Raw genomic sequence first — 12,709 nt, 5'->3', positions numbered from 1 at the left:
CGGCGAGGATCTCCTCAGTGAGGGCTGTCCCGATCCATCCGCTTCAGGCCCACCACGCACGCGACGATGCCGGCCAGGAACAGCGCCTTCAGCCAGGACATCTCCTCCTGGCCGGTCAGGGTGGCGTAGGTCACGGTGAGCACCGCCCCGAGGCTGGTCCACACCGCATAGGCCGTCCCCGTAGGGATGTGTTTCATCGCCAACCCGAGGCCGACAGTGGACAGTGCCACCGCCACGAGGAACACGACGGTGGGCCCGAGCCTCGCGAAACCCTCGCTAGCCGACAGCGCGTTGGCCCACACCGCCTCGAGGACGGCGCTGACCAGGAGGACGGGCCAGGCCCAGGACTGCGGCAGCCGCATCACGCCACCACCTTCAGGCCCACGACGCACGTCACGATGCCCACCAGCAGGAGGACCTTCTTGACGTTGGCCGGCTCCGCGCCCGTGGCCATCGCCCAGATCACGGTGAGCGAAGCGCCGGTGGCGGTCCAGACGGCATAGGCCGTGCCCGTCGGCAGCGTGTCGAGCGCCACCCCGAGGCCAATGAGACTGAGGACCGACGCCACCACGAAGACCATGGTGGGCAGGGGGCGCCGGAGCCCGTTCGAGCGGCCGAGCGCGGTGGCCCAGACGGCCTCCATCACACCGGAGGCGAGCAGGATGACCCAATCCATGAAGACACAACTCCTTCTGCACTGCCCTCACGCGAGGGGGCCAGTCTTGTCTTCACCGGGTACTGATCCGTCGTCCGGGGCGGGTCGCCAGCGCCGAGTCTAAAGGAGTCCAGGGTGCCCACCAAGGTCACCGGCGCTTGATCGGCTAGACTCCGGGAATAGTTGAACCCTAAACATTGTTGGAGTGGGCATGGACCTCGAAACGCTTGAATTCGGCATCGACACCTTCGGCGACGTCACCGCAGCGCCCGACGGCACGCTGCTGCCGCACGACCAGGTCGTGCGCAACGTCGTCGATGAGGGGATCCTCGCCGACCAGGTGGGCCTGGACGCCATCGGCATCGGCGAGCACCACCGCGACGACTTCGCCGTGTCCTCGCCGGAGATGGTGCTCGCGGCCATCGCCGCCCGCACCCAGCACATCAAGCTGGCCTCCGCCGTCACGGTCCTCAGTTCCGACGACCCGGTGCGCGTGTTCGAGCGCTTCGCCACCCTGGACGCCATCAGCTCCGGCCGGGCCGAGATCGTGGTGGGGCGCGGTTCCTTCACCGAGTCGTTCCCCCTGTTCGGCTACAATCTGGCCGACTACGAGGAGCTCTTCGAGGAGAAGCTCGCCCTCTTCGCCCAACTCGTCCAAGGCGGCATCAACACGTGGCAGGGCAAGCTCACCCAGAACCTCAAGGACGTCGAGCTCTTCCCCACCCTGGCCGACGGGCCGCTCAAGACGTGGGTCGCCGTGGGAGGCAGCCCCCAGTCCGTGGTGCGTGCCGCGTCGCACGGCCTGCCGCTCATGCTGGCCATCATCGGCGGTCCCACCGCCCGGTTCGCGCCGTTCGCCGAACTGCACCGTCGGGCCCTCGAGGAACTGGGTAAGGCGCCGCAGCCCGTGGGCTACCACACGTACGGTCACGTGGCGCCGACGGACGAGGAGGCTCTGGAGCAGCTCTACCCCGCGTGGCTCGAGCAGAGCCGCCGCATCGGCGGTGAGCGCGGTTGGGGCCAGATGGGCCGGGAACACTTCGAGCACGAGGCCGCCCACGGCTCCATGGCGGTGGGTTCTCCGGAGACCGTGGCCCGCAAGATCGCCGACGGCATGAAGGCACTCGACGCCACCCGCTACCAGCTCAAGGTGTCCGCCGGCCGTCTCTCCCACGAGGCGATCCTGCGCTCCATCGAGCTCTACGGCACCGAGGTGGTCCCGCTCGTCAAGGACATGCTCACCGACGCCTGAGCCGTGAGGATCCCCCGCCGGGCGGTCAGAGGCCGGTGCTAGCGTCGGATCCATGACAGAAACGCCCGCGCGACCAAGCTCGCCCCTGGACCAGATCGCCGACGACTACGTCGAGACCTTGGCCAAGCTCTCCCCCATCGCCGCGACGAACTGGGGCATCCCCGGCCAGGACCATCTCCTCGATGATTTCTCCCCGGCCGGCCTCGACGCCCTCGCCGACGCCACGCGCGCCACGCTCGCGAAGGTGCGTCAGACCGCCCCGCAGGATGCGATCGACGAGGTCACCGCCGCCGCCATGAACGAGCGGCTCGGCCTCGAACTCGAACTCCACGACGCCGGCGAGAGCTACGCCACGCTCAACAACCTCGCCTCGCCGCTGCAGGGCATCCGCGACATCTTCGACCTGATGCCCACGGACACCCTCGAACAGTGGGAGGTCATCGACCAGCGCATGGCCACCGTGCCGACAGCGGTGGACGGCTACATCGAATCGCTCCGCCACGCGGCTACCCACGCCGACGGCCCGTTCCCTGCGCTCCGCCAGATCGAGCTGGGCGTCAAGCAGGCAGAGGAGCTCGCCGGCGGCGGTTCTTTCTGGACCCGTTTCGCCGAGGGCGCGCAGGTGCCGGACGCCGCCTCCGCCTCGCTGCTCCGTAGCGCTGATGTCGCCCGCGGGGCCTACGGCCGGCTCGCCGAGGCGCTGCGTGAGCTCGCCCCCCGCGCCCCGAAGGACGACGCCGTGGGCCGGGAGCGCTACGAGCGGTTCTCGCGCTACTTCCTGGGCGCCCGCGTCGACCTCGACGAGACCTACGAGTGGGGCCGCGAAGAGCTCCACCGCATCGTCGCCGAGCAGGACGACGTCGCCCTCCAGCTCTACGGCGAGGGCACCTCACCGGAGGAGGCCATGGCGCGCCTCGACGACGACGTCAACCGCCAGCTCCACGGCGTGGACGCCCTCCAGCGCTGGATGCAGGAGACCTCGGACCAGGCGGTCGCCGAACTGGCGGACGTCCACTTCGACATCCCCGCCCCGGTGCGCCGGCTTGAGTGCATGATCGCCCCCAGCAACACCGGTGCCATCTACTACACCGCCCCCTCCGACGACTTCTCCCGCCCCGGCCGCATGTGGTGGTCGGTGCCCGAGGGCGTCGAGCGCTTCGGCACCTGGCGCGAGAAGACCACCGTCTACCACGAGGGCGTCCCGGGCCATCACCTCCAGCTGGGCCAGACGATCTACCGCTCCGCGCTCCTCAACCACTGGCGCCGGCTCGCGTGCTGGGTCTCGGGTCACGGCGAGGGCTGGGCCCTCTACGCGGAGCGCCTGATGGCGGACCTCGGCTACCTCGACGACCCCGGAGACCGGATGGGCATGCTCGACGCCCAGCGCATGCGCGCTGCCCGCGTCGTCCTCGACATCGGCGTCCACCTGGGCAAGGAAGCGCCGGAGGAATGGGGCGGCGGCACCTGGAACGAGCCCAAGGCCTGGGAGTTCTTCAAGGCCAACGCCAACATGGCCGAAGAGTTCCTGCGCTTCGAACTGGACCGCTACCTCGGCTGGCCCGGACAGGCGCCGTCCTACAAGGTGGGCCAGCGGCTGTGGGAGCAGGCGCGCGACGAGGCAGCGGCCCGGGGAGGCGACGCGTTCGACGTGAAGTCGTTCCACCGCAGGGCCCTGGACCTCGGCTCCGTGGGCCTCGACACCCTCCGCGAGGCACTCCTGAAGTAGCCGAAACCGTTGCGCCCTGGCCCCGGATGGGCTGGACTAGAGGCCATGACGCGACTCGGCTTCCACGCCTCCCACGAGCAGATCGCCCCCGGCCAGCTCCTGACCGACGTTCAACTCGCAGAACAGGCCGGGTTCCAGATGGCCATGTGCTCAGACCACTTCGTGCCGTGGTCCACGGCGCAGGGCCACTCCGGCTACACGTGGAGCTGGCTGGGCGCGGCGCTCGCCACCACCGGGCTCACGTTCGGCTGCGTCACCGCCCCGGGCCAGCGCTACCACCCGGCCGTCATGGCGCAGAAGATCGGCACGTTGGCGTCCATGTTCCCGGGCCGCTTCTGGACGGCGCTCGCCAGCGGCGAGGCGATGAACGAGAACATCACCGGCGACGTCTGGCCGCGCAAGGAGGTTCGCGAACAACGCCTCGACGAATGCGTCGGCATCATCAGCCGCCTGCTCGACGGTGAGGAGGTCTCCCACGACGGCCTGGTCACCGTGAACTGCGCGCGCATCTGGGACCGGCCTGAGGAACGGCCGCTGCTCATCGGCCCGGCCGTCTCGGCTGAATCGGCCGCGCGCATCGCGCAGTGGGCCGACGGCCTCATCACGGTGAACCAGGACCACGACTCCCTCCGCCGGGTCATCGACGCCTACCGGGGCGCCGGCGGGAGGGGCCGACTCGCGCTCCAGCTGCACCTCAGCTGGGCCCCCAGCTTGGAGAGGGCGGAGCACATCGCCCACGAGCAGTGGGCGGGCAACGCGGTGGGCGCACCCCTGACCTGGGACATCGCCACCGTGGAGGGTTTCGACGTGGCGGCGTCCCACATCACCGTCGACGAGGTCCGCCGTGCGGTGCGCATCTCCGACGACCCGGCCCAGCACGTGGCCTGGATTCAGGAGTACGCAGCACTCGGATTCGACGACATCTACCTCCACTTCGTGGGCCAGCACCAGCAGCCTTTCATCGAGGAGTTCGGCTCACGGGTCTTGCCAGAGTTCGCCTGACCTGGCTTCGATGGACCCATGAGGATTACCGATACGAGCGACCTGTGGTGGAAGAGCGCCATCATCTACTGCCTGGACATCGAGACCTATCTGGACAGCGACGGTGACGGCGTGGGCGACCTCGCCGGGCTCTCCCAGCGCATCGACTACCTCGCCCAACTCGGGGTCAACACCCTGTGGCTGATGCCGTTCTACCCCAGCCCGGACCGCGACGACGGCTACGACATCAAGGACTTCTACGGCGTCGACCCACGCCTGGGCAATCACGGCGAGTTGCTGGAGGTCATCCGCACCGCCCACAGCCGCGGCATCCGGGTCATCGCAGACCTCATCATCAACCACACCTCGGACCAGCACCCCTGGTTCGTCGCGTCGCGTCGGAGCACCACCAACAAGTTCCGCGACTACTACATCTGGCGTGACGACGACCCGGGCGACACGTCGGCCGAAGTCGTGTTTCCCGGCGAGGAGGACGGCATCTGGACGAAGGACGAGCGCACCGGCACCTGGTACCTCCACCACTTCTACAGCCACCAGCCGGACCTCAACGTGGCCAACCCGAAGGTGATGGACGAGCTCCTGCGCACCGTCGGCTTCTGGCTGGAACTGGGCATCGACGGCTTCCGCGTCGACGCCGTGCCCTTCCTGCTGCAGAACTCCGAGACCACGACGACGCCCACCCAGTACACGGACCCGCACGACGTGATCCGCGGCATCCGCGACTTCCTGGGCCGCCGCAAGGGCGACGCCATGCTGCTCGGCGAGGTCAACGTGCCGCACGAGGAGCAGCTGAAGTACTTCGGTGAGGACCGCGGCGACGAGCTCCACATGATGTTCGACTTCATCGCCATGCAGGCCTGCTACCTGTCCTTCGCCCGCGAGGACCCGGCGCCGCTCATCAAGGCGCTGTTGGACCGCCCCGAGATCCACCCCACCTGCCAGTGGGCCACGTTCCTGCGCAACCACGACGAACTCACCCTCGACAAGCTCACTGACCAAGAGCGCCAGGAGGTCTTCGAGGCCTTCGGCCCCGAGGAGGAGATGCAGGTCTACAACCGCGGCCTCAAGCGCCGGCTCCCACCCATGTTCGCCGGAGACCCCCGCCGCGTCCGGATGGCCTACTCGCTGATGTTCTCGCTGCCCGGCTCCCCCACGCTGTACTACGGCGAGGAGATCGGCATGGGCGAGGACCTCTCGGCCGAGGGGCGCATGTCCGTGCGCACGCCCATGCAGTGGGACAGCGGCCGCAACGGAGGTTTCTCCAGCGCTCCCCCCGGCAAGCTCATCCAGCGGCCCGTGGCGGACGGCTTCGGCCCCGACCACGTCAACGTCGCAGACCAGGAGCACGATCCCAGCTCGCTGTGGTCCTTCATCCGCACCCTGATCGGCGTGTGTCGACGGCGGCCCGAGATGGGCTGGGGCGACTTCAGCGTGCTGGAGCACAATACCCCCTCCGTGCTTGCGCACCGCCTGCAGTTGGACGACTCCTCCGTCGTGGCTCTCCACAACTTCTCCTCCGACGGCACCGTCGTCTCCCTCACGGACGTGTTCGGGGACGACGACGTGGTGGAGGACCTGCTGGACGGCGAGGCCGTGATCCACCACGAGGGCGGCGCGTTGGAGGTGGCGCTCGACGGCTACGGTTACCGGTGGTTCCGCGTGGCGCGACGGGCCACCTGAGGCACGTCAGGGTCGGCCGGCACTTCCGGCGGATGGCGGGGGCTTGGCGCCGGATCTACGCTGGCTGCCATGACATCCCGCCGCGCGCTGCTCCTCGGCGCCGCGGTGCTGCCCTTGGCCGCGTGCGGGCGGTTCGACCCCGGCTTCGACGTGCCCCTGGACGGGCCGGTGGCCTGCCGCTCGCCTGAGTCGCTGACCGCCTTCGACACGCTCGGCGGAGCGCCCCTGCGCTACGAGATCACCGGCACCCCGCAGAGCTTCAACGCGGACCCGCGGTTCGTCGAGCAGCTGCAGGGCTGGGCCGACGACTGGGTGGCGGTCAGCGGGCTCGGCGCGCTGGCGGCGGTGTCCACCTACGGTGCCCACGTCGACAAGTGCGGGTCCTGGCACGCCGCGGGCCGGGCGTTCGACTTCGGCGTCCTCACCCATGAGGACGGCACCGAGGTCTCCTGCCGCTACGACCGCTACGGGGAGGACCCGACGAGGCTCGGCCTGTACTGGCGGTTGGCGGCGTCGTTGGCGAAGCACTTCAACTACACGCTCACCTACCGCTACAACGAGCAGCACCACAATCACATCCACGTCGACAACGGCGTCAGCGGCTACGAACCGTTCGGCTTCAACGAGGGCTCCCGCACGCACGTGACGCTCGTGCAGGGCGTGCTGCGCTGGGTCTTCGGCCGGGACGTGCCCGACCACGGCGACTTCGACGCCACCACCCGCGACGCCGCCCGCGCCCTGCAGCAGGAGTTCGGCATCACGCAACGCCTCAGCACGACGGAGGGCTGGGCAGCGTTCCTCGACGCCGCGGCTAGGGGGTGAGCGTCACCGCCCAGGCCCGCACGGCGGCGGGGTCGAAGTGGTCCTGCTCGCCGTGCTTCATCGACTTCATCAACAGGCGGCGGAAGAAGCCCACCTTCCCGGGGACGTAACGCCCCGCGAAAGACTCGCTGGCCTCCGCACCCGTCAGTTCCACCATCGGCGCGTTGTACGCAAGGGACTGGTCACGCGCGGCCGGGTGCTGGGCGCTGAGGCAGGTGTTGAACACCGCCACCCTGGTGCCTTTCAGGGCCTCGGCATGGGAGGCGGCCCACGTCGTTGCCTCGGAGTACCAGTTGTTGGCGTTGATGCCACTGCCGAAGATCACGAGACCGGCCCCGTCGACGGCGGGCTTGTCCTTGAGGTCGGCCACGCGCACGTCGTGGCCGCCCTCACGAAGGACATCTGCGACGGTGAGTGCGACGTCGCGGGCGGAGGCGGTGCGGGTGGCGTACCCGACGAGAACCGAAGTCATGAACCATAAGATAGTGACGCGGTTGTGCCCGCCGACTCCGGGGTCGCCCCTAACGGGCCCGGGTTCAGTCGAAGATGGGCCCGACGGTGCGGGTGCGCTTCAGTTCGAAGAACCCGGGGTAGGCGGTGACCTTCACGAAACCGTCGAACAGGTCCCCCGCCTCCTCGCCCTTCGGCGCGGGCGAGATGACCGGGCCGAACAGGCTCATGCCGTTGACGCGCAGCACCGGGGTGCCCACCTCGTCGCCCACCGGGTCCATGCCCTCGTGGTGCGAACGGCGCAGGTCGTCGTCGATGTCGCGGGTCTGGGCGATGTCGACGATGTCGGCGTCAGCCCCGACGGCGGCGAGCGCCGCCCTGACGGTTTCTGGGGAGCGCTCCTCATCGTTGAGGTGGAAGCGGGTGCCGATCTCCGTGTAGAACTCGAGCAGCTTCTCAGAGCCGTGGCGCTGTTCCACGAGCAGCGCCGCGCGAGCCGACACCCAGGCCTTGTCCATGAGCTCCTGGTAATCGGAAGGTAGGTCGCGACCGTCGTTGAGGACGGAGAGGCTCATGACGTGGAAGGTGGTCTTCACGTCACGGACCTTCTCCACCTCGAGCATCCAGCGGGAGGTCATCCAGGCCCAGGGGCAGACGGGGTCGAACCAGAAATCAACGTGTGTCGTCATGGCTCCATCTCACCACACCGGCGGATTGACGGAAGCGACGTTCGCCGTCGGCGTCAGGCTCAGCTGGCCAGCGCGTCTACCGCCTCGGCGTCCGCCTTGGCCGCCGACTCGTCGGCGAGCTGTTCCTGGCTCTTGGAGGAGCGGACCCACTTGTCGATGATGGCGGCGATGGCGCCGTCGCCCGTGACGTTGGTGGCGGTGCCGAACGAGTCGATGGCGATGTAGGTGGCGATCATGAGGCCGACCTGGGCGTCGGTGAAGCCCAGCATCGACGACAGCAGGCCGACAGCCGTCATGATCGCGCCACCCGGCACGCCGGGTGCTGCCACCATCATGACGCCGAGCATGAAGATGAACGCGATCATCAGACCGGGCTGGATGGCGCTGCCGGACAGCATCATGACGGCGATCGAGAAGCAGGTGATCTTGATCATGGAGCCGGCCAGGTGGATGGTGGCGCACAGCGGCACGGCGAAGGCCGCCACCGGCTGGGACACGCCGTTCTTCAGCGTGGAGCGCAGCGTCACCGGGATGGTGGCGGCCGACGAGGAGGTGCCCAGGGCGGTCGCGTACGCGGGCAGCATATTGAGCAGCATCCGGAAGGGGTTGCGGCCGACGACGGCGCCGGCCACCAGGAACTGCAGCACGAGCATGATCCAGGTGAGGATGAACACGAACACCACGACGCCGAGGAACGTGACGATGACGGTGGCCACCTGGCCGCCCTGCGTCATGTTGAGGAAAATGCCGAAGATGTAGATGGGCAGCAGCGGGATGATGATCTTGGCGATCACCCAGTTGACCAGGTCACGCAGTTCGCGGAAACCGCGCAGCAGTGCGCCGCCCTCCACGACGGTGAGCGCGATGCCCACCACGAAGGCGAGCACGACGGCCGTGGTCACGCCGAAGAGCGGCGGGATGGGCAGCTCGAAGAAGGGAGCGAGCAGTGACTCCTCCGGGTTGGTGAGGGACTGCGCGCCGTCGGCCGGCAGCACCCTGGGCAGCACCAGCATGGAGGCGCCGTAGCCCATCAGGCCGGCGAGAATGGTGGAGAGGTAGGCCAGACCGGCCGTGATCGCCAGCCACTTACCGGCACCGCGGCCGAGATCGGCGATCGCGGGGGCGATGAGGCCGAGAATGATCAGCGGGATGGCGAATCCGAGGAACTGTCCGAACAGTCCGTTGAACGTCACGAAGATGCGCGTCACCCAGTCAGGCAGCACGGTGCCCAGCAGCACGCCGAGCACGATGGCGGCGACGATCTGGGGCAGCAGCCCGAAGGAGAACTTCCTGGGCCTGGTTGTCTCAGCACTCATAGGAGAAAAATAGACGACCCCTTGGGAGATATCTGCATCGGGCCGACTTGGTGAGAAGAGGCGGGCGCGATTTTACTCCCACCCCACCCCTGAATTCACACCTTTAGGGGCCTGTCAGTCGAAGCCCCAGCGAACTAGCGTCGTTGTACGGCTCTTCAGCCGCGCACCACTACGAGAGGAGTCCCACCTATGTCCTCCCACGATTTCGAGCCTCGCCCCACCGAGCCCCAGGTCCCGGTTGACTCCGGGTACCGCGGGTTCGACGCCGACGCCACAACGCCAGGACGTACCGAACAGGCCGCAGACTCGTTGAAGGGCCCTGCCCGCGACGTCAAGGACACGGCCGCGGAAGCCGGGCGCGACGTCCTCGACACCGCCAAGTTCGAAGCAGGGCAGGTCGCCCAGGAGGCCAAGTTCCAGGGCAGACGCCTTCTTGACGAGGGTGTCGGTGAACTCCGGTCCCAGGCGAACACGCTCCAGGCCAAGCTGGCCGACACGGTCGACGCGCTCACCGAGGAACTCGGTGTGATGTCGGCGAACACCCAGACCGACGGCCCGATCACCCACTTCGCGGGTGACGCGCACGACTGGGGACGCCGTGCCTCGTCGTGGCTCCGGGAGAACGATCCCGACCAGGTCATGACGAGCGTGCGCCGCTACGCGTCGCGCAACCCGTGGACGTTCCTGGCCATCGCGGCCGGGGCCGGCCTCGTCGTCGGACGCCTTTCCCGCGGACTCAAGGACGCGGCTTCGGATGACGACGTGCCCCGGCTCGCCAGCGACACCAGCGGCTACTATCCGCGCAGTGACGCCCAGGGCTATGCCCTGACCACTCCGGCCGAGACGCCCCTGACGTCCGATTACGGCCGCGAAGTGCCCCCAACCCTGTCCACCGGGCCGGGGGCGCAGCCCAACCCGTGGCAGGGGAACCTATGAGTCACACCCCCGAACAGGCGCAGCGCGTGCACCATGCGGACGACATCGCTCCGCAGCCTGGTGACCACGCGCCCGCGACAGCCTTTGACGAAGCCGGCCAGTACCGCCGAGACGCGGACCCGCGGTCGTTGGGCGAGATCGCCAGCGACGCGCTGGACAACGCCTCGACCCTGATCCGTCAGGAAGTGGAACTGGCCAAGGTCGAACTCAAGCAGTCGGCGACCCGCGCCGGGAAGGGCGCAGGCTTCTTCTCGGGTGCCGCCGTCACCGGCTACCTCGGTCTGTTGTTCCTGTCGCTGGCCGCGTGGTGGGGCATCGCCATCCTCATCGGCAGCTACGCGGAGCCGGCACTGGGTTGGTCCGGCCTGATCGTGGGCGTGATCTATCTCGTGATCGCCCTCATCCTGGCCATGACCGGCAAGTCCGAGTTCACCAAGATGAAGGGTCTGCCGAAGACCACTGAGACCGTCAGCAAGATTCCCGCCGCCGCAACCGGCCATGAGGAGAAGAACCGATGACAGACAACCCCGAAGAGATCCGTCGCGACATCGAGCGGACCCGCACCGACCTCAGCAACAACGTGAACGCACTGGCAGACTCCGCCAACCCGACACGGGTGGCGCAGCGCCAGATGGACAAGGTCAAGGGCAGCGCCCGCGGCCTCAAGGAGCGCGTGTTCGGCTCTCCCTACGACCCGTACGACGAGGGCATGATGGGCGACGCCAAGGACCGCGTGGGTGACGCCCGCGACACGATGGCCCACGCCGTCGACGACGCCACGCACAAGGTGCAGGAGGCCCCGCACAAGGTGCGGCGCTCCACGCAGGGCAACCCCATCTCCGCGGGGCTGATCGCCTTCGGGCTGGGCGCGCTCATCGGCGGGCTGATCCCGTCCAGCCGCACGGAGCAGGAGCTCGCCAGCCAGGCCAAGGAGAAGGCCCAGCCGCTCATGGACGAGGCGAAGGTGATGGCGCAGGACGCCATGGACAACCTGAAACCGTCCGCGCAGCTGGCCGCCGACTCCGTGAAGGAGGCGGCTCAGGAGGGCACCGGCCACGTGAAGGACGATGCCCAGCACGCCGTCGATGAGGTGAAGGGTCAGACGCAGCGCTCCGTGGAGGACGTGCGTTCTGACGACCGCAACCCCCTGTGACGTCAACCGACGCCACTCTGAGCCATGGTGGCCGGCCCGCACGTTGCGGGTCGGCCACTATCGTTGAGCCATGACTCCTCGCGATGTGGGTGGCTGGTTCCGCACCGCGGTTGACGGTCCCGTCGTGCTCCCGAACACGGGCGCCTGGGGCCCGGGCACGGGGAGCTTCGGGCGCCAGTCGCACGACGACGACCTGCGGGCCGCCGTGGACCTGTTCCGCGGGCGTCCCACCATGGTGCTGACGGGGGCGGGCATGTCCACCGCATCCGGGTTGCCGGATTACCGCGGCCGCGACGCGGTGTCCCGCTCCCCCATGATGTTCCAGGAATTCGTGGGCTCAGATCTCAGCAGGCGTCGCTACTGGGCGCGCTCCACCGTCGGCTGGCATTCGTTCGCCTCAGCGGAGCCCAACGAGGCACACCATCTGCTCACCCGGATGGGCCGGCTCACCCCGCTCACCGGGGTGGTGACGCAGAACGTCGACGGCCTGCACCAGAAAGCCGGCTCGCACCCCGTCCTCGACCTGCACGGCAACCTTGCGCAGGTCCTCTGCCTCGAGTGCGGACGGCAGATCAGCCGCCACGAGCTGCAGCAGCGGTTCCTCCAGCTCAACCCCTCGTTCGCCGCCCACCTCGAGCAACTCGCCTCCGACGCGGCGGCCGCCCCGGACGGCGACGCCGAGGTGGACCGCACCCAGGACTTCGTCTACCCGGGGTGCCCGGCCTGCGGCGGCATGCTGAAGCCGGACGTCGTCTTCTTCGGCGAGAACGCCCACCGCGACACCGTGGCCGCCGCCCACGCGCTGCTCGACGAGTCCGACGTGCTGCTCGTGCTGGGCTCCAGCCTCACCGTGATGAGCGGCCTTCGGTTCGCCCGCCGGGCCGCCCGCGAGGGCAAGGAGGTCATCATCGCCAACGACGGCAGCACCCGCGGCGACGACGTCGCCACCTTACGCATCCACGGCCGCCTCGAGCCCACCCTGCAGCGCTGGATCTCGCTGCTGACACACTGACCCGCCTAGAATGCGG

At 68.6% G+C, this 12,709-nt stretch carries 14 protein-coding genes and 1 riboswitch; of the genes, 9 read left to right on the top strand and 5 right to left on the bottom strand.

Going from position 1 to position 12,709, the window contains the following annotated elements:
• Positions 1 to 14: 14 nt before the first annotated feature.
• Entirely contained in the window at positions 15 to 362 is a 348-nt protein-coding gene (locus ACX1DX_RS10885; RefSeq protein ID WP_182763047.1) for a DMT family transporter, read from the bottom strand.
• Positions 362 to 676: a DMT family transporter gene (locus tag ACX1DX_RS10880; protein ID WP_182763048.1), complete on the bottom strand. Its 315-nt coding sequence runs from the start codon at positions 674 to 676 to the stop codon at positions 362 to 364. Before ACX1DX_RS10880 ends, ACX1DX_RS10885 begins: the two co-directional genes overlap by 1 nt.
• A 35-nt stretch (positions 677 to 711) precedes the next feature.
• A riboswitch (guanidine-III (ykkC-III) riboswitch) is annotated at positions 712 to 770 on the bottom strand.
• Between the two features lie 96 nt (positions 771 to 866).
• Here ACX1DX_RS10880 and ACX1DX_RS10875 point away from each other — a divergent pair.
• The 5 genes from ACX1DX_RS10875 to ACX1DX_RS10855 all read left to right on the top strand — a co-directional run bounded on the left by ACX1DX_RS10875 (position 867) and on the right by ACX1DX_RS10855 (position 7,137).
• Positions 867 to 1,907 carry an LLM class flavin-dependent oxidoreductase gene (locus ACX1DX_RS10875; RefSeq protein ID WP_459396623.1) on the top strand — a complete coding sequence of 347 codons (1,041 nt, stop codon included), beginning with the start codon at positions 867 to 869 and terminating at the stop codon, positions 1,905 to 1,907.
• Between the two features lie 52 nt (positions 1,908 to 1,959).
• Positions 1,960 to 3,633 (top strand): DUF885 domain-containing protein, encoded by a 1,674-nt coding sequence (locus ACX1DX_RS10870; protein WP_459396622.1) that lies wholly within the window; start codon positions 1,960 to 1,962, stop codon positions 3,631 to 3,633.
• Between the two features lie 45 nt (positions 3,634 to 3,678).
• Positions 3,679 to 4,635, top strand: coding sequence for a TIGR03885 family FMN-dependent LLM class oxidoreductase (locus ACX1DX_RS10865; RefSeq protein ID WP_459396621.1), 957 nt, complete (start codon positions 3,679 to 3,681; stop codon positions 4,633 to 4,635).
• Between the two features lie 18 nt (positions 4,636 to 4,653).
• Positions 4,654 to 6,315 (top strand): alpha-amylase family protein, encoded by a 1,662-nt coding sequence (locus ACX1DX_RS10860; RefSeq protein WP_182766866.1) that lies wholly within the window; start codon positions 4,654 to 4,656, stop codon positions 6,313 to 6,315.
• A gap of 69 nt (positions 6,316 to 6,384) precedes the next feature.
• Positions 6,385 to 7,137 carry an extensin family protein gene (locus ACX1DX_RS10855; protein WP_459396620.1) on the top strand — a complete coding sequence of 251 codons (753 nt, stop codon included), beginning with the start codon at positions 6,385 to 6,387 and terminating at the stop codon, positions 7,135 to 7,137.
• Here the strand turns inward: ACX1DX_RS10855 and ACX1DX_RS10850 are convergent.
• The 3 genes from ACX1DX_RS10850 to ACX1DX_RS10840 all read right to left on the bottom strand — a co-directional run bounded on the left by ACX1DX_RS10850 (position 7,127) and on the right by ACX1DX_RS10840 (position 9,592).
• Positions 7,127 to 7,609 (bottom strand): flavodoxin domain-containing protein, encoded by a 483-nt coding sequence (locus ACX1DX_RS10850; protein WP_459396619.1) that lies wholly within the window; start codon positions 7,607 to 7,609, stop codon positions 7,127 to 7,129. The two genes, ACX1DX_RS10855 and ACX1DX_RS10850, sit on opposite strands and share 11 nt — an antisense overlap.
• 64 nt (positions 7,610 to 7,673) lie before the next feature.
• Complete coding sequence (locus ACX1DX_RS10845; protein WP_076062140.1) at positions 7,674 to 8,276, bottom strand: DsbA family protein; 603 nt, start codon at positions 8,274 to 8,276, stop codon at positions 7,674 to 7,676.
• Positions 8,277 to 8,335: 59 nt separating this feature from the next.
• Positions 8,336 to 9,592 carry a dicarboxylate/amino acid:cation symporter gene (locus tag ACX1DX_RS10840; protein ID WP_459396618.1) on the bottom strand — a complete coding sequence of 419 codons (1,257 nt, stop codon included), beginning with the start codon at positions 9,590 to 9,592 and terminating at the stop codon, positions 8,336 to 8,338.
• Between the two features lie 189 nt (positions 9,593 to 9,781).
• On the opposite strand from ACX1DX_RS10840, the gene ACX1DX_RS10835 reads away from it, so the two are divergent.
• The 4 genes from ACX1DX_RS10835 (at position 9,782) to ACX1DX_RS10820 (ending at position 12,693) form a co-directional block, all read left to right on the top strand.
• Positions 9,782 to 10,528, top strand: coding sequence for a hypothetical protein (locus ACX1DX_RS10835; protein WP_459396617.1), 747 nt, complete (start codon positions 9,782 to 9,784; stop codon positions 10,526 to 10,528).
• Positions 10,525 to 11,046 (top strand): phage holin family protein, encoded by a 522-nt coding sequence (locus ACX1DX_RS10830; RefSeq protein WP_182763057.1) that lies wholly within the window; start codon positions 10,525 to 10,527, stop codon positions 11,044 to 11,046. Before ACX1DX_RS10835 ends, ACX1DX_RS10830 begins: the two co-directional genes overlap by 4 nt.
• Entirely contained in the window at positions 11,043 to 11,681 is a 639-nt protein-coding gene (locus tag ACX1DX_RS10825) for a DUF3618 domain-containing protein (protein WP_459396616.1), read from the top strand. The genes ACX1DX_RS10830 and ACX1DX_RS10825 overlap by 4 nt, the downstream gene beginning before the upstream one ends.
• 70 nt (positions 11,682 to 11,751) lie before the next feature.
• Entirely contained in the window at positions 11,752 to 12,693 is a 942-nt protein-coding gene (locus ACX1DX_RS10820; protein WP_459396615.1) for an NAD-dependent protein deacetylase, read from the top strand.
• Positions 12,694 to 12,709 lie beyond the last annotated feature (16 nt).

Source organism: Tessaracoccus zhenghani (genome assembly GCF_054552775.1).
This window is presented reverse-complemented; position numbering and strand designations above follow the sequence as displayed.

Bases quoted from the DNA above. Each gene is read 5' to 3' on its own strand.
- ACX1DX_RS10885 (WP_182763047.1), bottom strand. From the start codon at position 362: ATGCGGCTGCCGCAGTCCTGGGCCTGGCCCGTCCTCCTGGTCAGCGCC.
- ACX1DX_RS10880 (WP_182763048.1), bottom strand. From the start codon at position 676: ATGGATTGGGTCATCCTGCTCGCCTCCGGTGTGATGGAGGCCGTCTGG.
- ACX1DX_RS10875 (WP_459396623.1), top strand. From the start codon at position 867: ATGGACCTCGAAACGCTTGAATTCGGCATCGACACCTTCGGCGACGTC.
- ACX1DX_RS10870 (WP_459396622.1), top strand. From the start codon at position 1,960: ATGACAGAAACGCCCGCGCGACCAAGCTCGCCCCTGGACCAGATCGCC.
- ACX1DX_RS10865 (WP_459396621.1), top strand. From the start codon at position 3,679: ATGACGCGACTCGGCTTCCACGCCTCCCACGAGCAGATCGCCCCCGGC.
- ACX1DX_RS10860 (WP_182766866.1), top strand. From the start codon at position 4,654: ATGAGGATTACCGATACGAGCGACCTGTGGTGGAAGAGCGCCATCATC.
- ACX1DX_RS10855 (WP_459396620.1), top strand. From the start codon at position 6,385: ATGACATCCCGCCGCGCGCTGCTCCTCGGCGCCGCGGTGCTGCCCTTG.
- ACX1DX_RS10850 (WP_459396619.1), bottom strand. From the start codon at position 7,609: ATGACTTCGGTTCTCGTCGGGTACGCCACCCGCACCGCCTCCGCCCGC.
- ACX1DX_RS10845 (WP_076062140.1), bottom strand. From the start codon at position 8,276: ATGACGACACACGTTGATTTCTGGTTCGACCCCGTCTGCCCCTGGGCC.
- ACX1DX_RS10840 (WP_459396618.1), bottom strand. From the start codon at position 9,592: ATGAGTGCTGAGACAACCAGGCCCAGGAAGTTCTCCTTCGGGCTGCTG.
- ACX1DX_RS10835 (WP_459396617.1), top strand. From the start codon at position 9,782: ATGTCCTCCCACGATTTCGAGCCTCGCCCCACCGAGCCCCAGGTCCCG.
- ACX1DX_RS10830 (WP_182763057.1), top strand. From the start codon at position 10,525: ATGAGTCACACCCCCGAACAGGCGCAGCGCGTGCACCATGCGGACGAC.
- ACX1DX_RS10825 (WP_459396616.1), top strand. From the start codon at position 11,043: ATGACAGACAACCCCGAAGAGATCCGTCGCGACATCGAGCGGACCCGC.
- ACX1DX_RS10820 (WP_459396615.1), top strand. From the start codon at position 11,752: ATGACTCCTCGCGATGTGGGTGGCTGGTTCCGCACCGCGGTTGACGGT.